This is a genomic window from Nocardioides acrostichi (genome assembly GCF_015319165.1).
GTDB lineage: Bacteria > Actinomycetota > Actinomycetes > Propionibacteriales > Nocardioidaceae > Nocardioides > Nocardioides acrostichi.
Map to the genome: position 1 here is coordinate 922,493 of NZ_JADIVZ010000001.1, position 17,948 is coordinate 940,440.

At 71.6% G+C, this 17,948-nt stretch carries 16 protein-coding genes; 9 read left to right on the forward strand and 7 right to left on the reverse strand.

Annotated elements, in window-relative coordinates:
- Positions 1-28: 28 nt before the first annotated feature.
- The 3 genes from panB to ISG29_RS04380 form a co-directional block, all read right to left on the reverse strand.
- A complete protein-coding gene (gene panB, locus ISG29_RS04370) occupies positions 29-913 on the reverse strand; it encodes a 3-methyl-2-oxobutanoate hydroxymethyltransferase (protein ID WP_194502079.1) in 885 nt (294 codons plus the stop codon).
- 98 nt (positions 914-1,011) lie between these two features.
- Positions 1,012-1,770 carry a hypothetical protein gene (locus tag ISG29_RS04375; RefSeq protein ID WP_194502080.1) on the reverse strand — a complete coding sequence of 253 codons (759 nt, stop codon included), beginning with the start codon at positions 1,768-1,770 and terminating at the stop codon, positions 1,012-1,014.
- A 61-nt stretch (positions 1,771-1,831) separates the two neighbouring features.
- The gene (locus ISG29_RS04380) at positions 1,832-2,338 is read right to left on the reverse strand and encodes a VOC family protein (RefSeq protein ID WP_194502081.1); all 507 of its coding nucleotides are present in this window, start codon (positions 2,336-2,338) and stop codon (positions 1,832-1,834) included.
- A 75-nt stretch (positions 2,339-2,413) separates the two neighbouring features.
- Here ISG29_RS04380 and galE point away from each other — a divergent pair, with 75 nt between their 5' ends.
- The 4 genes from galE to ISG29_RS04400 all read left to right on the forward strand — a co-directional run bounded on the left by galE (position 2,414) and on the right by ISG29_RS04400 (position 7,234).
- Positions 2,414-3,433, forward strand: a complete 1,020-nt coding sequence (galE, locus tag ISG29_RS04385; RefSeq protein WP_194502082.1) for a UDP-glucose 4-epimerase GalE — start codon at positions 2,414-2,416, stop codon at positions 3,431-3,433.
- Positions 3,434-3,660: 227 nt separating this feature from the next.
- Positions 3,661-5,721, forward strand: coding sequence for an NAD(+) synthase (locus tag ISG29_RS04390; RefSeq protein WP_194502083.1), 2,061 nt, complete (start codon positions 3,661-3,663; stop codon positions 5,719-5,721).
- A 99-nt stretch (positions 5,722-5,820) separates the two neighbouring features.
- Positions 5,821-6,420, forward strand: coding sequence for a hypothetical protein (locus ISG29_RS04395; protein ID WP_194502084.1), 600 nt, complete (start codon positions 5,821-5,823; stop codon positions 6,418-6,420).
- Positions 6,421-6,451: 31 nt separating this feature from the next.
- Entirely contained in the window at positions 6,452-7,234 is a 783-nt protein-coding gene (locus tag ISG29_RS04400; protein WP_328827925.1) for a GntR family transcriptional regulator, read from the forward strand.
- A gap of 15 nt (positions 7,235-7,249) precedes the next feature.
- Here ISG29_RS04400 and ISG29_RS04405 read toward each other — a convergent pair whose 3' ends face one another.
- Positions 7,250-7,618, reverse strand: coding sequence for an ArsR/SmtB family transcription factor (locus ISG29_RS04405; RefSeq protein WP_194502085.1), 369 nt, complete (start codon positions 7,616-7,618; stop codon positions 7,250-7,252).
- 110 nt (positions 7,619-7,728) lie between these two features.
- On the opposite strand from ISG29_RS04405, the gene ISG29_RS04410 reads away from it, so the two are divergent.
- From ISG29_RS04410 to ISG29_RS04420, 3 genes are read left to right on the forward strand one after another with little or no spacing between them, the layout of a single operon-like run.
- Entirely contained in the window at positions 7,729-9,246 is a 1,518-nt protein-coding gene (locus ISG29_RS04410) for a 4Fe-4S dicluster domain-containing protein (protein ID WP_194502086.1), read from the forward strand.
- 17 nt (positions 9,247-9,263) lie between these two features.
- The gene (locus ISG29_RS04415) at positions 9,264-12,125 is read left to right on the forward strand and encodes a molybdopterin-dependent oxidoreductase (protein WP_194502087.1); all 2,862 of its coding nucleotides are present in this window, start codon (positions 9,264-9,266) and stop codon (positions 12,123-12,125) included.
- On the forward strand, positions 12,122-13,252 hold the full coding sequence (locus ISG29_RS04420) for an Mrp/NBP35 family ATP-binding protein (RefSeq protein WP_194502088.1): 1,131 nt from the start codon (positions 12,122-12,124) through the stop codon (positions 13,250-13,252). The genes ISG29_RS04415 and ISG29_RS04420 overlap by 4 nt, the downstream gene beginning before the upstream one ends.
- 9 nt (positions 13,253-13,261) lie before the next feature.
- Here the strand turns inward: ISG29_RS04420 and ISG29_RS04425 are convergent, their stop codons facing one another.
- The 3 genes from ISG29_RS04425 to ISG29_RS04435 all read right to left on the reverse strand — a co-directional run bounded on the left by ISG29_RS04425 (position 13,262) and on the right by ISG29_RS04435 (position 16,541).
- Positions 13,262-13,840, reverse strand: a complete 579-nt coding sequence (locus tag ISG29_RS04425) for a rhodanese-like domain-containing protein (protein ID WP_194502089.1) — start codon at positions 13,838-13,840, stop codon at positions 13,262-13,264.
- Between the two features lie 64 nt (positions 13,841-13,904).
- On the reverse strand, positions 13,905-15,104 hold the full coding sequence (locus tag ISG29_RS04430; protein WP_207792660.1) for an NAD(P)/FAD-dependent oxidoreductase: 1,200 nt from the start codon (positions 15,102-15,104) through the stop codon (positions 13,905-13,907).
- A gap of 45 nt (positions 15,105-15,149) precedes the next feature.
- Positions 15,150-16,541, reverse strand: coding sequence for an MBL fold metallo-hydrolase (locus ISG29_RS04435; protein WP_194502091.1), 1,392 nt, complete (start codon positions 16,539-16,541; stop codon positions 15,150-15,152).
- A gap of 150 nt (positions 16,542-16,691) precedes the next feature.
- On the opposite strand from ISG29_RS04435, the gene ISG29_RS04440 reads away from it, so the two are divergent.
- Positions 16,692-17,039: a rhodanese-like domain-containing protein gene (locus ISG29_RS04440; protein WP_194502092.1), complete on the forward strand. Its 348-nt coding sequence runs from the start codon at positions 16,692-16,694 to the stop codon at positions 17,037-17,039.
- Entirely contained in the window at positions 17,039-17,938 is a 900-nt protein-coding gene (locus tag ISG29_RS04445) for a sulfite exporter TauE/SafE family protein (protein ID WP_194502093.1), read from the forward strand. Before ISG29_RS04440 ends, ISG29_RS04445 begins: the two co-directional genes overlap by 1 nt.
- Positions 17,939-17,948: the final 10 nt, after the last annotated feature.

Consider the following 17,948-nt stretch of genomic DNA (forward strand, 5'->3'; position numbering starts at 1 on the left):
TACGTCGCGGGCCGAGGTCGCGGCCTCGTCAGAAGGTGTGGTCCGGCCCCGGGAAGGTGCCGGCCTTGACGTCGTCGGCGTAGGCGCGGGCGCCGTCCAGCAGCACCTGGTGCACGTCGGCGTACTGCTTGACGAAGCGCGCCATCTTGCCGGTGCGCAGGCCGAAGGCGTCCTGCCACACCAGCACCTGGCCGTCGCACTGGTTGCCGGCGCCGATGCCGATCGTCGGGATGACCAGCTCGCGGCTGATCTCGCCGGCCACGTCGCCCGGCACCATCTCCATGACCACCGCGAAGGCTCCCGCGGCCTCGACCGCCTTGGCGTCGGTGCGCATCCGGTCGGCGGCGTCGCCGCGACCCTGCACCCGGTAGCCGCCGAGTACGTGCTCGGACTGCGGGGTGAAGCCGATGTGCGCGATGACCGGGATGCCGCCTGCCACCAGCTTCTCGATGACCGGCGCCATCTCGGCACCGCCCTCGAGCTTCACGCAGTGCGCGCCCGCCTCCTTCATGAACCGCACGGCGGTGCAGTAGCCCTGCTCGGGCGAGGCCTGGTAGCTGCCGAAGGGCAGGTCGCCGACGACCATCGCGCGCCGGGTCGACCGCGAGACCGCACGCGTCAGGGGGAGCAGTTCGTCGACCGTGATCGGCAGGGAGGTCTCGTTGCCGAGCACGTTGTTCGACGCCGAGTCGCCCACCAGCAGCAGGTCGATGCCGGCCTCGTCGAAGGTCGCCGCGGTGTACATGTCGTACGCCGTCAGCATCGTGATCTTCTCCCCGCGCTCCTTCATCTCACGCAGGTGGTGGGTGCGCACACGACGTACGGGGCTGCTCGCCTCGGGCGAGGGCGTCGCGGAGCCGCTGCCGTAGGGCGCAGTCTCCTCGGGGGTGCCGGATGCGGGGTTCTGGCTCATCGTCGAGCTCCTTCTTCCATCTCGCGGCTCCCTGACGGAGTCCACGGACCGCCATCCAGGCTAGGGCCATCACGACCCCGCCGCCGACGTGTCGCTCGTCACTCCGGGTCGAGGTGCGCCTCGAGGTCGAAGAGCTCGAGCAGGCCTGCGTCGACGTCGACGAGGTGCTCCGCCCCGGCCCGCACCAGGTGCCGCAGGTCGCGCTCGACCGGGGCGAGTAGCAGCCCGGACCAGCCGGTCAGCAGCAGCCGGCCGGTGGGCGCGCGCATCCGGTGAGCCGCGTGCGGGGCGCCGTGCGTGGGTACGAGCGGGCGCGCTCGGGCCCTCTCGGCGAGGTCCAGGTACCGCTCGGTCCACGCCTCGTCGGGCAGCTGGGTGCGGGTGCGGGGCCGCCAGTGGCGGACGCTCGGCGGGGGCGCGGCGCGGTGCAGGCGCATCAGCAGGCGGGTCAGCGCCTCGACCTCGGTGCGGTCGCGCGGCGGATCCTCGACCGGCTCGCCCCAGACCCAGGGCGCCGCGGTGACGCCGAAGCCGGACGCCGGTCCCCGCAGGCCGGCGACGTAGCCGCCGGTGGCGCGCGGGAGGCCGGCGACGACCCCGTCGACGGCGAAGGCCAGGTGCCCCGCCCCGGCCTGCGCGGCCTCAAGCGCCTCCAGCCCCCCGACCACCTCCTGGTCGGTGCCTCCGAGCGCTCGCGCCGTGACGAACAGCTGCGGGGCTCCCCGCTCGTCGGCGCGCCAGTGCAGGCTCCGCCCGCCGAGCGGGAGCCGCTCCACCGCGTCGACGTCGACGTCCCAGTGGGTGCGCAGGGTGCGCAGCACGTCATGGTCGGCGACGTCGGGTGATGCCTCGGGCACGGCGCCAGCGTGTCACGGCCGAGGCCGCGCCTGGAGGCCCGGACGAGTGCCCCGAGCGGGCCTACACGGCGGCGACGGCCGCCTCGAGGTCGGCGACGACGATGCGCTGCATGCCGAGCATGGCCTGGGCGGCGGCGCTCGCGCGGGCCGGGTCGGGGTCGCTCATCAGCTCGTAGAGGCGGGTCGGGACGATCTGCCAGGAGAGCCCGAAGCGGTCCTTGAGCCAGCCGCACATGGACTCCTGCCCGCCGCCCTCGAGCAGCGACGTCCAGTAGTGGTCGACCTCGGCCTGGTCGGCGCACGAGACCGAGAACGAGACCGCCTCGGTGAACGAGAACATGGGCCCGCCGTTGATCGCCTTGAAGGTCAGGCCGTCGAGGGTGAACTCGCCGGCCATGACCGTTCCGGGCTCGCCGGGCCCGGCCTCGGAGTAGCGGGAGAGGTGGCCGACCGAGGAGTTCGGGAAGATGGCGGCGTAGAAGTGCGCCGCCTCCTCGAGCTGGTCGTCGAACCACAGGCAGGGCTGGATGCCGGTCCCGGCGCCGGGACGGTCGGAGGTGAGGGTCATGCGGGTGCAGACCGCGCGACACGTCAGGACTCATCGTTTCCGGCCCGGGGAGCCGCGCACGCTACGGTCGTGCGCATGCGCGTCCTGGTCTCCGGCGGTGCCGGCTACATCGGATCCCACACCGTCCTGGCCCTCATCGAGGCGGGCCACGACGTGGTGGTCGTCGACGACTTCTCCAACGCCAAGCCCACCGTCGTCGCCCGGCTCGAGGCGCTGTCGGGCCAGCACATCCCCGTGCACGCCTTCGACCTGACCGACGTCGACAAGACCGCGCACCTCTTCGGGATCGAGGAGATCGACGCCGTCATCCACTTCGCCGGTTTCAAGGCGGTGGGGGAGAGCGTCGAGAAGCCGCTGGAGTACTACCGCAACAACCTCGACTCCTCCTTCGCGCTGCTGGAGGCCATGCGCCGCCACGACGTGCGCCGGCTGGTCTTCTCCTCCTCGGCCACCGTCTACGGCGAGCACGCCCCCGTGCCCTACGAGGAGGGGTTCGCGCACCTGTCGGCCAGCAGCCCCTACGGGCGCACCAAGGTGATGATCGAGCAGGTCATGACCGACGTCGCCCTCGCCACCCCGGGCCAGAGGGTGGCGCTGCTGCGCTACTTCAACCCGGTGGGCGCCCACCCCTCGGGCCAGATCGGCGAGGACCCGCAGGGCATCCCCAACAACCTGATGCCGTTCATCGCCCAGGTGGCGGTGGGGCGTCGCGAGAAGCTCAACGTGTTCGGTGACGACTACCCCACGGCCGACGGCACCTGCGAGCGCGACTACATCCACGTGCTCGACCTCGCCGCCGGGCACGTGGCTGCGCTGGAGCACCTCGACGACATGGCCGAGCCGGTGCGTGCGTTCAACCTCGGCACGGGCACCGGCACCTCGGTGCTCGACCTCTTCCACGCCTTCGAGCGCGCCGTCGGCCGCGAGCTGCCCTACGAGGTGGTCGGACGCCGCGCCGGCGACCTGCCCGCCTTCTGGGCCGACCCCACCCGCGCCCACGAGGAGCTCGGCTGGCGCGCCTCCCGCACCATCGACGACATGTGCGCCGACGTGTGGCGCTGGCAGTCCGAGAACCCCCTCGGCTACCCGGACTGACCACCTCGGTGGTCGCCCTTCGACGCGCCTGGTACCTCGGCGGCTCAGGAACCGCAGCGAGCGCCAGCGAGCGTCGTCGAGACCGGGTGAGTGTTCGTGGGGGCGTCTCCTCTGACCTCGCGAGGTCTCGACGACGCTCGTCAGCGCTGCGCGCTGTCTCGCTGCTCGACCTGCGGTGGTGGGCGCTGTCTCGCTGCCCGACCACCGGCGTCTGACACAGTAGGCACGTGGACTTCTACAACGCCTACGACCAGGGGTTCGCCCGGGTCGCGGCGTGCTCGGCGCCGGTGGCGATCGCGGATCCCGCGACCAACGCCGCCACCGTGCTGGAGCAGGCGCGGCTGGCCCACGACGACGGGGTGGCCGTGGCGGTCTTCCCGGAGCTGTGCCTGACCGGCTACGCCATCGAGGACCTGCTCCTCCAGAGCACGCTCCTCGAGGCCACCCAGGAGGCTCTGACCAGCGTCGTCGCGGGCAGCGCCGACCTCACCCCGGTGCTCGTCGTGGGTGCGCCGCTGGTGGCCGGCAACCGGGTGCTCAACTGCGCCGTGGTCATCCAGGGCGGCGAGATCCTGGGCGTGGCGCCGAAGTCGTACCTGCCCACCTACCGGGAGTTCTACGAGCGGCGCCACTTCGCCCCCGGCGACGACCGCCGCGGCACCATCTCGGTGGCCGGCCGCGACGTGCCGTGCGGTCCCGACCTCCTCTTCGACGTCGTCGACGTGCCGGGGCTGGTGCTGCACGTCGAGGTCTGCGAGGACATGTGGGTCCCGGTGCCGCCCAGTGCCGAGGCCGCGCTGGCCGGCGCCACCGTGCTCGCCAACCTCTCCGGCAGCCCCATCACCGTCGCCCGCGCCGAGGACCGTCGCCTCCTGGTGCGCTCGGCCAGCGCCCGGTGCCTCGCGGCCTACGTCTACGCCGCGGCGGGGGCGGGGGAGTCCTCGACCGACCTCTCGTGGGACGGGCAGACCCTGGTCTACGAGTGCGGCGCGCTGCTGGCCGAGGGGCCACGCTTCGAGCCGGACGCCGTGCGCACGATCGCCGACGTCGACCTCGACCGGCTGCGCCAGGAGCGGCTGCGCCAGGGCACCTTCGACGACAACCGCCGCAGCCACGACACCCGCGTCTCGGCTCTCCGTCGCATCGAGGTGCGGCTGGGTCGTGCCGAGAGCCTGACCGGCGACCTCGGGCTGCGGCGTCCGCTCGACCGGTTCCCGTTCGTGCCCGACGACCCGCAGCGGCTCGCCCTGGACTGCTACGAGGCCTACAACATCCAGGTCTACGGCCTCGAGCAGCGACTGCTCGCGGTCGGTGGCGATGCCTGGCAGCCGAAGGCCGTGATCGGGGTGAGCGGGGGACTCGACTCCACCCACGCGCTCATCGTGGCCGCCCGGGCGATGGACCGCATGGGCCGCCCCCGCAGCGACGTGCTGGCCTACACGATGCCGGGGTTCGCCACCGGCGACACCTCCAAGAAGCTCGCCACCCAGCTCGCCGAGAGCCTGGGCGTGACCTTCGCCGAGCTCGACATCCGGCCTGCGGCCGAGCAGATGCTGCGCGATCTCGACCATCCCTTCGGCGACGGCGAGCCGGCGTACGACGTCACGTTCGAGAACGTGCAGGCCGGGCTCCGCTACGACTACCTCTTCCGGCTCGCCAACCATCACGGTGGCCTCGTCGTCGGCACCGGCGACCTCTCCGAGCTGGCACTGGGGTGGTGCACCTACGGCGTGGGCGACCAGATGAGTCACTACAACGTCAACGCCGGCGTGCCGAAGACGCTCATCCAACACCTCATCGGCTGGGTGGCGGACTCCGGCGAGGTCGACGAGCCCACCGGGACGCTGCTGCACGAGATCCTCGCCCAGGAGATCACGCCCGAGCTGGTGCCGGCCGACGAGCACGGCACCGCCCAGTCGACCGAGAGCAAGGTCGGCCCCTATGCGCTGCAGGACTTCACGCTGCACCAGGTGCTGCGGCACGGCGCCCGGCCCAGCAAGGTCGCGTTCCTGGCCTGGCACGCGTGGCGCGACGCGAGCGCCGGCACCTGGCCGCCGGGCGTGCCCGACGACAAGCGGGTGGACTACGACCTGCCGACGATCAGGCACTGGCTCGAGGTGTTCATCACCCGGTTCTTCGCCAGCCAGTTCAAGCGCTCGGCGTTGCCGAACGGCCCGAAGGTCAGTGCGGGCGGCACGATGTCGCCGCGCGGCGACTGGCGCATGCCCTCGGACGCCTCGCCGGCGGCCTGGCTGGCCGAGCTTCGTGCGCACGTGCCCGATCACTGAGGTGAACTCTGGGGTTGCTGGCGGCAACTTTCCGGGTCGGGCGCGACGTCTCCCCTCCGAGAGCCGGCACCGGGCCGGCGCACCACCTCGGAGGAAGACATGTCCACGCGACTCCCCACTCGACGCATCCTGGCCGGCCTGGTCACCACCGCCGCCCTGGCCGGGGGTCTGGGTGCCGCCGCGGCGGCACCCGCTCACGCCGACGACCAGCCCACCCGCACCAAGGTGACCGTGAAGATCGCGCACTGCGACGGCTGCACCGTGCACCTGGTGCAGGCCATCGAAGGAGAGCAGGACGTCTGGCAGAGCCGGGTGCGCGACGTCGTCGACGGCGAGGCCCACTTCTCGGTGCCGGTCGAGCACACGGCCGGCATGAGCCTCGACTTCACCGCTCCGTGGGAGAACCACATCGGGGCGGTCACGACGGCCGCGTTCCACTACCCCGGACACCAGGTGGGCGACAAGGTCACGAAGTCCGACGCGCTGGGTCGCAGCCGAGCCTCGGGGTGCTTCGCCGGAACCGACCAGCGGCACCTCACGCTGCGGCTGCGCGCGGTGCAGATCCCGGTGCAGGAGGAGGGCAAGGGCACCGGCACCACCCTCTTCGCCGTGCACTCGACGGCCTTCGACAAGCCGATGTATCGCGCCTACCACGGACGTCTCGGCACGCAGGACGCGACCTGGTGCCGTCTGCCCTGAGCACCGGCGGGAGCTGGCATAGGGTGACGGCGTGAGTCCTCGCAGCGCCGCCACCCACGCCGCGCGCACCGTCGCGCGCGGCGCCGGCGCTCCGTTGTGGCAGCAGGTGCACGACGACCTGCTGCGGCGAGTCGAGGCGGGTGCGTTCACCGACGCGTTCCCGGGTGAGCTGGCCCTGGTCGAGGAGTACCAGGTGAGCCGGCACACCGTACGCGAGGCACTGCGCCGCCTGCGCAGCGCGGGCGTCGTCCGGGGGGAGCGGGGCCGCACCTCCCGACTGAGCGAGCCCGCCGAGATCGACCAGCCGCTGGGCACGCTCTACAGCCTGTTCTCCTCGGTCACCGCGGCCGGCCAGCAGCAGCACAGCGTGGTGCGCACCCTCGACCTGCGCGCCGACGGGGTCGTGGCGGGGCGGCTCGGTCTGGAGGAGTCCTCGCCGCTGCTCTATCTGGAGCGGCTGCGCATGGCCAGCGATCGTCCGCTGGCGGTCGACCGGGTGTGGTTGCCGGCCGAGCTCGCGCGGCCGCTGCTCGATGCCGACTTCTCCACCACCGCGCTCTACCAGGAGCTCGCCGCGCGCTGCGGCGTCCGGCTGACCGGTGGCAGCGAGCACATCCGCGCCGTCATCCCGACCCCTGCCGAGCGCAGCCTGCTCGAGATGCCCGACGGCGTCGCGGCGTTCGCGATCGAGCGCAGCGGATTCGCGGGGGAGCGGCCCGTGGAGTGGCGGCACACGCTGGTGCGCGGTGACCGGTTCGCGGTGAGCGCGGAGTTCTCCGGGCGTACCGGCTACCAGTTGGTCGCCAACGGCTGAGCACGCCCCGGCAGGTCAGCCGAGGAAGACGCCGTCGAGCCGGCGGCTGGGGGTCGTGGGCTCGACGGCAGCGGTGGCGCGTTGCTCGGCCGCGAACTCGCGCAGCAGGTCGAGGGCGGCGAGCACCTTGGTGCTGCTGAGCGAGTAGTAGACCGACGTGCCCTCGCGGCGCCGGATGACGACACCGCGTTCGCGCAGCACGGCGAGGTGCTGGCTGGTGTTGGACTGGCTGATGTCGAGGACGTCGCAGAGGTCGCCGACGCTCAGCTCACCCTCACGGAGCGCGGCGATGATGTGCAACCGCTTGGGGTCGGCGATCGCCTTGCACACGCCGGCGTAGAGCGCGTCGAGCTCGCGGCCCAGCGACGCAGTCGGGTCGGTCACATCGATCTCCTGTCCGGACAAATATTCAGCGTGTGACGGTGGTGTATGCGGCTAGCCTAACGTAGTGTGATCGAGCGCACACCGCCGAGCCACTGAAGGGGGAGTCGCCCATGAGGTACGGCTTCGCCATCGACCAACGCACCTGCATCGGCTGCCACGCCTGCACGGTCGCCTGCAAGACCGAGCACGAGGTGCCGGTCGGGCAGTTCCGCACGTGGGTGAAGTACGTCGACTCCGGCACGTTCCCGGACACCACGCGCTCCTTCGGCGTCATGCGGTGCAACCACTGCACCGACGCCCCGTGCGTGAAGATCTGCCCGACCCAGGCGTTGTACAAGCGCGACGACGGCATCGTCGACTTCGACAACGAGCGCTGCATCGGCTGCAAGTCGTGCATGCAGGCGTGCCCCTACGACGCGATCTACATCGACGAGAACACCCACACCGCGGCCAAGTGCAACCTCTGCGCGCACCGGGTCGACGACGACCTCGAGCCGGCCTGCGTGGTGGTGTGCCCGACGCACTCGATCTGGGTCGGCGACCTCGACGACCCCACCTCGGGCATCGCCAAGCTGATCGCCACCGAGCAGACCCAGGTGCGCAGCCCGGAGCAGAACACGGGGCCGAACGTCTTCTACCTGGGGGCCGACCGGGCCGTGCTCGACCCGTTGGCCGCCCCGGTCGACGACACCTACATCTGGGCCAAGCCCGACGCGCAGCGTCTCGCCACGCAGGGCGACGTGCAGCCCGATCCCACCACGCACGCCCGCACCACCCTCAACACCGCGCACCCGCGGCCGTGGGGGTGGCGGGTCACCACCTATCTGTGGACCAAGGGCGTCGGGGCCGGGGCGCTCGCGTTGGCCCTGCTCGCCCACCTGCTCGGCGTCGACCTCGGCGGTCTCGGTGACGTCGTCGCGCCGGTGCTCGGCATCCTCGGCGGTGCGAGCACCGGGGCCCTGCTCGTCTGGGATCTCAAACGGCCCGACCGGTTCTACTACCTCTTCACCAAGCCGCACTGGAGTTCCTGGCTCGTGCTCGGCGGACTCGCGCTGGCCGGGTTCACGGGCGGCTCGGTGCTGTGGCTGATCGCCTCACTGGCCGACCTGGGCGCGGCGCAGACGGTGCTCGCGTGGCTCGGCCTGCCGGCCGCGGCGATGATGGCCGGCTACACCGCGTTCCTCTTCGGCCAGGCCGAGGGACGCGACCTCTGGCAGTCGCCGCTGCTGTTCTGGCACCTGCTGGCCCAGGCCGTGATGGTCGGTGGCGGCGCGATGGCGCTGATCGCGCTGGCGGGTGACCTCTCGTCGTCGGCGATCGCCCTCGCCGGGGCGTTCCTCACGCTCGGCACAGCGCTGCACCTACTGATGCTCGCCGGCGAGTACGGCGGCCGGCACTCCAGCCGTCAGGCGGCCGTCGCCGCGCACCAGATCACCCACGGCCGTTACGCCGGCCACTTCTGGGGCGGCGCGGTGCTCCCGACCGGCGTCGCCCTCGTCGTGGCCGGACTCGGCTGGGGCCTCGGGTCGCTGCCGCTGCTGGCGGTGGCCGGCCTGATCGTGCAACCCGCCCTGCTCGTCTACGAGTCCTGCTTCGTGCGCGCCGGCCAGGATCCGGCGCTGTCCTAAGAGTCGAGGAGCACCCGATGAGCACAGACCAGAACCGCCGCGAGACCGCGGGCTCGCCCGTGCCGGGCCCTGGCGTCCGCACACACGAGCACCTGCGCAGCTACCCGCACCCCGACACCTGGGACCACCACGTCGAGCACGACGCGAAGGCGCACCCACGCAAGGTGGCGCACACCTACTCGCTCATCCCGACCACGTGCTTCAACTGCGAGTCCTCCTGCGGCCTGCTGGCCTACGTCGACCACGACGACCTCTCGGTCAAGAAGTTCGAGGGCAACCCCGTGCACCCCGGCTCGCGCGGGCGCAACTGCGCCAAAGGCCCGGCCACGATCAACCAGGCGAACGACCCCGAGCGCATCCTGCACCCCATGAAGCGGGTCGGCCCGCGCGGCTCGGGCCAGTTCGAGGCCGTCAGCTGGGACGACGCCATCGCCGACATCGCGGCCCGCATCCGGTCCGCGATCGTCGAGGACCGACGCGACGAGGTCATGTACCACGTCGGCCGCCCGGGCGAGGACGGCTTCGCCGAGCGGGTGCTGGCCGCGTGGGGCGTCGACGGGCACAACAGTCACACCAACGTGTGCTCCTCCTCGGGCCGCACCGGCTACACGCACTGGATGGGCTTCGACCGGCCCTCGCCGGACTACGCGAACGCCCAGACCATCGTGCTGCTCTCCGCGCACCTGGAGACCGGGCACTACTTCAACCCGCACGCCCAGCGCATCATGGAGGCCAAGCAGCGCGGCGCCAAGGTCGTCGTCCTCGATCCGCGGCTGTCGAACACCGCCAGCCACGCCGATCTGTGGATCTCACCCTGGCCGGGCAGCGAGGCCGCGATCTTCCTCGCCGTGGCGGCCACGCTGATCCGCGAGCGCCGCATCGACCGGGCGTTCGTCGAACGCTGGGTCAACTGGGACGTCTACCTGGAGCGCAAGCACCCCGGCACCCCCGTGGTCTTCGAGACCTTCCTCGAGCACCTCGAGGCCGACTACGCCGAGTGGACGCCGGAGCGCGCCGCGGAGCTGGCGAGGATCCCGGTCGAGCAGGTGCACGAGCTGACCAAGCTCGTCGGGCAGGCCGGCACCCGACTGGCCACCCACACCTGGCGCTCGGCCACCGCGGGCAACCTCGGCGGCTGGCAGATCGCCCGGGCGCTGTTCTTCCTCAACGTGCTCACCGGCGCGGTCGGCACCGAGGGCGGCACGCACCCCAACGGCTGGGACAAGTTCATCGCGCACTTCCCCGACAAGCCGGAGGCGAACGACGTCTGGTCGGAGATGCTGTGGCCTACCGAGTACCCGCTGTGCACCAACGAGATGTCGATCCTGCTGCCGCACTTCTTGAAGGACGGGCGCGGCAGGCTCGAGGTCTACTTCAGCCGCGTCTACAACCCGATCTGGGTCAACCCCGACGGGTTCTCGTGGATCGAGGCGCTGACCGACGAGTCCAAGGTCGGCCTGCACGTGGCGCTCACGCCCACGTGGAGTGAGTCGGCCACGTTCGCCGACTACGTGCTGCCGATGGGTCACGCCGGCGAGCGGCACGACACGGTGTCGATGGAGACCCACGCCGGCAAGTGGCTGGCCTTCCGCCAGCCCGTACGCCGGGTCGCGATGGCGCAGCAGGGCATCGCGTTCCAGGACTCCCGCGACGCCAACCCCGGCGAGGTGTGGGAGGAGAACGAGTTCTGGTACGAGCTGTCGTGGCAGATCGATCCCGACGGCTCACTCGGCATCCGACGCTTCTTCGAGTCCCGCGAGCACCCGGGGCAGAAGATGACGATGGACGAGTACTACGAGATCCTCTTCGCCGAGTCCGTGCCAGGGCTGCCCGAAGCCGCCGCCGAGCGGGGCCTCACGCCGCTGGAGTACATGCGCAAGTTCGGCGTGTTCGAGGTCGCGAAGGACCAGTTCGCCCTGCACGAGCGGGTGCTCGGTGCCGACGAGCTCGCCGGCACCCACGTCGACGACCAGGGCGTCGTACGCAAGCCGGACGTCGGGCTCGACGTCGCACCGCCACTGGTGGGCGAGGCCGACTCGGTGGGCGTGCAGCACCGCGACGGCACCGTGACGCAGGGCTGGCTCTCGCCGTCCCGACGGCTGGAGCTGTTCTCCGAGACCCTGGCCGACTGGGGGTGGGAGGAGCACGCGGTGCCCGCCTACTTCGAGTCACACGTGTCGGCGCGGCGCATCGACCGCGGCAACAGCGAGTTCGTGCTGATGCCGAACTTCCGGCTGCCCACGCTGATCCACACCCGCTCGGGCAACGCGAAGTACCTGAACGAGATCTCCAACACCCACCCGCTGTGGACCAACGTCGACGACGCCCGCGGGCTGGGCATCGCCACCGGCGATCTCGTGCGGGTCACGACCGAGATCGGCCACTTCGTGGCGCGGGCCTGGGCCACCGAGGCGATCCGGCCGGGCGTCGTGGGGCTCAGCCACCACATGGGCCGCTGGATGCAGGCAGGTCACCCCGGCTCGCGCTGGGTGATGGGCACGGTGGAGCTCGGCCACGAGGGCAGCGTGTGGAACCTGCGCTACACCGACGGCATCAGACCCTTCGAGAGCTCCGACCCCGACTCCTCGCGCATCACCTGGGACGACCCCGGCGTGCACCAGAACCTGGCCTTCCCGGTGCAGCCCGACCCGGTCTCCGGCATGCACTGCTGGCATCAGTTGGTGCAGGTCACGCCCGCGCAGCCAGGCGATGAGTACGGCGATGTGCAGGTCGACGTCGCGAAGTCGCGCGAGGCCTATCGTCGCTGGCTCGAGATGACTCGCCCCGGGCCCGGCCCGGGCGGGCTGCGGCGTCCGGAGTTCCTCATGCGGCACGTCACGCCCAAGCGCTCGGCCTACCTGGCGGAGGTGCCGCGGTGAGGCTGTTCTCCTCCGCCTCCGACGCGGCCGTCGACGCCGCCGGCGTCGAGGCCGCGGTCGGTGCGGTGCACGACCCCGAGCTGAAGATCGGCCTCGCCGAGGCGGGCATGGTCGCGGCGGTCGAGGTCGACCGCCGCGGCACCGTGCACGTCACCCTGCGGCTCACCACCCCCACCTGCCCGATGAAGCAGCAGTTGGCCGACGACGTCACGGCCGCCGCCGCGGCCATCGACGGCGTGCGCGGTGTCGAGGTGGGCTACGCCGCGATGACCGACTCCGAGCGGATGGCCCTGGCCCAGCGACTGCGCGGCAACCGTGGCCGGCAGCACCCGTTCGGACCCGACTCCGGCACCCGCATCTACGCGGTCGCCAGCGGCAAGGGTGGCGTGGGCAAGAGCTCGATCACCGCCAACCTCGCCGCCTCGCTGGCCGCGCAGGGCCAGCGCGTCGGTGTGCTCGACGCCGACGTGTGGGGCTACTCCGTGCCGCAGCTGTTCGGTGTGCGGCAGGCGCCGGTGGCGCTCAAGGGCCTGATGCTGCCGCCCCAGGCGCACGGGGTGTCGCTGATGAGCGTCGGCTTCCTCGTCGACGACGAGGAGCCCGTGATCTGGCGCGGCCCGATGCTGCACAAGGCCATCGAGCAGTTCCTCACCGACGTGCACTGGGGCGAGCTCGACGTGCTGCTCGTCGACCTGCCGCCCGGCACCGGTGACGTGACGCTCACCCTGCTCGAGCTGCTGCCCGACGCGCAGTTGATCACGGTCACCACGCCGCAGCCGGCCGCCCGCACGGTCGCCGCACGTGTGGGTCGGATGGCACTCGATGCCCGCATGCCGATCGCCGGGGTCATCGAGAACATGAGCGCGCTGGCGTGCGGCTCCTGCGGCGAGCACACCGCCCTGTTCGGCGAGGGCGGGGGAGCGCAGCTCGGCGAGCAGCTGGGCGTGCCGCTGCTGGGGCAGGTGCCGCTCGACCTCTCCCTGCGGGCAGCAGGGGACGCCGGGGTGCCGGTCGTCGTGGCCGACCCCGACGCCGCCTCGGCCCGCGAGCTGGCGCGCGTGGCGTCGTCCCTGCCCCACGTGCGGCGCAGCCTGGTCGGCCGGTCGCTGCCGCTCGCCGTCGTCTGACCGCGAGGCTCAGGCAGACAGCTGGGCCAGGGCGGAGTCGAGGGTGGGCTCCTCGGAGCCGCGGTTCCACGGCATCTTCGAGAGCACCTGGGCCATGGCGCAGGTGTTGCTGGCCGCCGAGAACGTGAGTCCGGCGCCGATGCCGCCGGCCAGGAACTTGGCGCGCGGCGCCTTCAGGCTGGCCAGGATGCCGAGGAGCACGATCGAACCGGCCGTCATGCGCACCTGGCGCTCCATCGCCCAGACCTGCTTGCCCCGGCGCACCGGCCGGCCCTCGCCGTCCCAGGCGCCGACGCCGCCACGCAGCACCCGGACGCCGGGAGCACCTGCGCTCGCGAGCGCTGCGGCGCCCTGCTCGGCGCGGGGGCCGGACTGGCACAGCACGACCGTGCCCGGCTTGAGCCGGGGCGCGATCGTGGCCGCGTTCGCCGACACCAGGGAGACCGGCACGTTGACGGCACCCTCGAGGTGGGCTGCCTCGAACTCGGCGGGCGTGCGCACGTCGAGCAGCAGCGGCCGGTCGGCACTGTCGAGCAGCGTGGCGAGCTCGGCGGGGTCGATCTTGGAGCAGACGTCTGTGGCGGTCATGACGTGGTCAACTTCTCCTGGTTGGTGGGTGTTCCCGGATGCCGGATCAGATCTCGAGAGGCCTTCAGGCCCTGCCCTTGAGCATCAGGTTCCAGTACATGAACGGTAGCCCGTAGCGCTTGAGGTACCACATGTCCCTGCGCTCCTTGGTCGTGTCGATGATCGGGAACGACGGGGTCACGTTGAACTCGTAGTCGAACTCGGCGAGCAGCATCTTGTTGCGGGCGGTGGTCAGCGGACACGAGGCGTAGCCGTCGTAGGAGGCGCTCGGCGTGCGACCGGCCATCACGTCGACGAGGTTCTGCACCAGCACCGGAGCCTGCTTGCGGATCGCCGCACCGGTCTTCGAGTTCGGGGTCGAGCCGGCGTCGCCGAGGGCGAACACGTCGGGGTAGCGGGTGTGTTGGAGGGTGTGCTTGTCGACCTGCACGTAGCCTCCTGCGTTGTCGGGGTCGGCCAGGGGCGTGGCCTTGACCCAGTCCGGAGCCGACTGGCGCGGCACCGCGTGCAGCATGTCGAAGTCGATCGACTCCTTCGAGCCGCCGTCGGCGTTGTGGGAGATGACCGCCTGCTTGCTCTCGCCGTCGATCTCGACGACCTCCGAGCTCTTCATCACCTCGATGCCGTAGTGCGCGACGACCTTCTCCAGTTCCTGGGCGAAGACCGGTACGCCGAACATGCCCGGCGTGGGCAGCGACAGCACCACGCGGATCTGGTCGAGTACGCCCTGCTGACGCCAGTAGTCCGCGGCCAGGTAGGCGATCTTCTGGGGCGCACCGGCGCACTTGATCGGGTTGGCCGGCATCATGAAGACCGCGGTGCCCGAGGTCGTCCTCTTGATGTTCTCCCACGTCTGCGGGGCGGAGGAGTAGTCGTAGTTGCTCGTGACGCCGGGCGTCCTCATCGCCTCGGGCAGGCCGGGGGTCTTGTCCCAGTCGAGCTGGATGCCCGGGCACATGACGAGGTAGTCGTAGTCGACCGTGCGGCCGTCCTCGAGGCTGACCGACTTGTTCTCCGGGTCGACGCCGGCGGCCGCCGCCTTGATCCAGACGACGCCCTGCGGCATCACCGACGCCTCGGTGCGCTCCGACTCCTTGGCCGGGGCGCAGCCGCCACCGACGAGGGTCCACAGCGGCTGGTAGAAGTGCTGGTCGGAGGGCTCGATGAGACCGATGTCGCCGACCCCCTCCTTGCGCAGCCGCGCGGCGACGCTGATGCCCGCCGTGCCGCCGCCGACGATCAGGACCTTGTGGTGCTCGGCCATCCGACTCATCTCCCTGGATTGATGGCTGTGTTGCAGAACCGGTTGCTAGGGCTGGGACGCGTCGGAGGAGGTGAGCCCGAGCTCCTCGGCGTGGTCGTAGGCATCGTCGACCAGGACGACGTCGCGCCCGGCCCGCGCGAGCAGGCTCGCGGCGATCGAGGCGCGGAAGCCGGCCGCGCAGTGCACCCACAGCCGTCCCTCGGGCACCTCGTCGAGGCGGTCCAGCAGGCCGTGCATCGGCACGTGGGCAGACCCGCGGACGCCGCCGGCCGCGCGCTCGTCGTCGCGACGCACGTCGAGCACGACGGACCCCTCGTGCTCGCCCTCGAAGTGGCGCTGGAGCTCCTTGAAGTCCACGCGCGGATAGCTGGCGAGTCCGTCGCTGCCGGCGAGGTCGCCGATGTCGCCGACCGCCTGGCCGTCAGGGCGATCGATGCCGATGCGCACGAGCTGGCGCTGCGCCGCAGCCACGTCGTCCGCGCTCTCGGCGAGCAGCGTGAGCGGGGTGCCCCATGGGATCAGCCAGCCCAGGTAGGTCGAGAACTGCCCGCCGAGCTCGATGCCCACGGAGCCGTCGAGGTGGCCGCCGGGGTAGACGGTGCGGCTGCGCAGGTCGACCACCCACTCGCCGGCGGAGATACGACGGCGCAGCTCGGCGGCGTCCACCGGCTCGGGCGCACTCAGGTCGATGGGGGCCGGACCCTCGAGGTTGCGCGGAGCCATGTGGGCGTAGTAGGCGGGGTACGCGGTGAGGTTGGCGACGAGCCGGGTGACGAAGGCGTCCTCGTCGGTCTCGGTGAGGGCGTCGTTGACCTGCTTCTGGTCACCGATCGTCGAGGAGTCGCCGCCGGAGGCCGAGCCGGAGGAGCAGAAGCTGCCGAAACCGTGCGTCGGGTACACGCCGGTGTCGTCGGGCAGGGTGTCGGCCAGCTTGTGGGCGGTGCGGAACTGGGCCCGGGTCAGCGCGTCGGTGTGCTCCTCGCCCAGCAGGTCGGTGCGGCCGACGCTGCCGAAGAGCAGCGAGCCGCCGGTGAACACGGCCGGGGACTCATCGCCCGCGACGGCGTCGACGACGAAGGCCAGGTGGGTGTGGGTGTGGCCGGGCGTGGCCACGACTCGCACCCGCAGGCCGCCGTAGGTGCGCTCGTCGCCGTCGTGGACCGCCACGCGCTCGAAGGCCACCGGATCCTCGCCGTTGACCAGGTAGTCGGCGCCGGTCTCCTGGGCCAGCTGGAAGCCGCCCGTGACGTAGTCGTTGTGGATGTGGGTCTCGGCCACGGCGGCGATCTGCACTCTCAGTTCGCCGGCGCGGGCCACGACGCGGTCGATGTCGCGCTGAGGGTCGACGACCACGGCGGTCGTGCCGTCGTGGGCGATGTAGCTGCGATCTCCCAGGTCGCCCGTCTCGACGACCTCGATCGTGATTGCCGCTGCCATGACCACCCTGCCTTCTCATCCGAACAGTCCGGACATTTCGTCCGACGTCACGGTAGACCCGTGTGATCTGGATCTCAAGGTTTCTGCTTGTGGTGAGCGAAAAGATGTCCGTACATTACTAGATGTACGGACATTAGAAAGGGCGCATAGATGAGCGAGACACACCAGGTCGTGACCGATCTCGACCCCGCGCAGGCCCGGCAGTTGATGAGCGACGGCGCGCTCGTCGTCGACGTCCGAGAGCCGCACGAGTGGGCGGCCGGCCGCATCGACGGAGCCGTGCACCACCCGCTGTCCGCCCTGGACCCAGTACTCCTGGCCGCTCAGCAGCGGCCGGTCCTCGCGGTGTGCCGCTCCGGCGGCCGCTCGAGCCGAGCCGCGCAGGTGCTGGCCGCCCAGGGCGGGCCCGCGGTCTACAACCTCGCCGGCGGCATGCAGGCCTGGGCCCGGGCCGGCCTGCCGATGGTCGCCGACGGCGAGACCCCCGAGGTCGCCTGATGCCGATCGCCGCTCTCGCCCAGCCGGCCGAACTCCTCACGCTCGGGATCCTGGTGGGTCTCGTGCTCGGGGGACTCGGCGGTGGCGGCGCGATCCTCACGGTGCCGTTGCTGGTGTTCGCGATCGGGGAGAGCCCGGCCGACGCGGCGACGAGCAGCCTGGTGATCGTCGGGATGGCGGCCGCCACCGGGGCGGTGTCGCACCTGCGGGCGCGCCGTGTGGACTGGCGCTCCGGGCTCGTGTTCGGCCTCGCCGGAGTGCCGGCCGCGCTCGTGGGCTCACGCCTCAGCGGCGCCGTCGACGGCCGTGTGCTGATGAGCGTCTTCGCGATCGTCATGGTCGCGGCCGCGGCCAGCATGGCTCGCGGTGTCCTGAGTCGTGGATCCGCCGCCTGCTCGCGCCCCGCCGCGAGCGAGGCGGCGGACGACGCACCCGGCGACTACGCGGGTATCGCCGGAGCCTCCCGAGCCGGCACCACCCTGCTGGAGCGCACCGTGCCGTCGACCACGACGCCGCAACGTATCCGCCGTCCGGTGGCCGTGCTGCTCTCCGGCCTCGGCGTCGGTCTGCTCACCGGCTTCCTCGGCGTCGGCGGTGGTTTCGTCGTCGTCCCGGCGCTCGTCCTCGTGCTGGGCCTGCCCATGGAGCTCGCCGTGGGCACCTCTCTCGTGGTCGTCGTCATCAACACGCTGGCCTCGCTGGTCGCGCGGATGCCCGACCTGCACGTCGACCTCGCCGTCACGGCGCCGTTCGCGGCCGCGGCGATGATCGCCACCCTCATGGGCCGCCGACTCGCGTCGCGACTCCCCACCGCACAGCTCCAGCTCGCCTTCGCCGGACTGCTCGTGCTGGTCGCCGGTTACACCCTGCTGAAGGTCGCCACCGGCGCCGCAGCCTGACCCGTCACCC

Bases quoted from the DNA above. Each gene is read 5' to 3' on its own strand.
- ISG29_RS04410 (WP_194502086.1), top strand. From the start codon at position 7,729: ATGAGGTACGGCTTCGCCATCGACCAACGCACCTGCATCGGCTGCCAC.
- panB (WP_194502079.1), bottom strand. From the start codon at position 913: ATGAGCCAGAACCCCGCATCCGGCACCCCCGAGGAGACTGCGCCCTAC.
- ISG29_RS04380 (WP_194502081.1), bottom strand. From the start codon at position 2,338: ATGACCCTCACCTCCGACCGTCCCGGCGCCGGGACCGGCATCCAGCCC.
- ISG29_RS04430 (WP_207792660.1), bottom strand. From the start codon at position 15,104: ATGGCCGAGCACCACAAGGTCCTGATCGTCGGCGGCGGCACGGCGGGC.
- ISG29_RS04415 (WP_194502087.1), top strand. From the start codon at position 9,264: ATGAGCACAGACCAGAACCGCCGCGAGACCGCGGGCTCGCCCGTGCCG.
- ISG29_RS04425 (WP_194502089.1), bottom strand. From the start codon at position 13,840: ATGACCGCCACAGACGTCTGCTCCAAGATCGACCCCGCCGAGCTCGCC.
- ISG29_RS04440 (WP_194502092.1), top strand. From the start codon at position 16,692: ATGAGCGAGACACACCAGGTCGTGACCGATCTCGACCCCGCGCAGGCC.
- ISG29_RS04435 (WP_194502091.1), bottom strand. From the start codon at position 16,541: ATGGCAGCGGCAATCACGATCGAGGTCGTCGAGACGGGCGACCTGGGA.
- galE (WP_194502082.1), top strand. From the start codon at position 2,414: ATGCGCGTCCTGGTCTCCGGCGGTGCCGGCTACATCGGATCCCACACC.
- ISG29_RS04445 (WP_194502093.1), top strand. From the start codon at position 17,039: ATGCCGATCGCCGCTCTCGCCCAGCCGGCCGAACTCCTCACGCTCGGG.
- ISG29_RS04395 (WP_194502084.1), top strand. From the start codon at position 5,821: ATGTCCACGCGACTCCCCACTCGACGCATCCTGGCCGGCCTGGTCACC.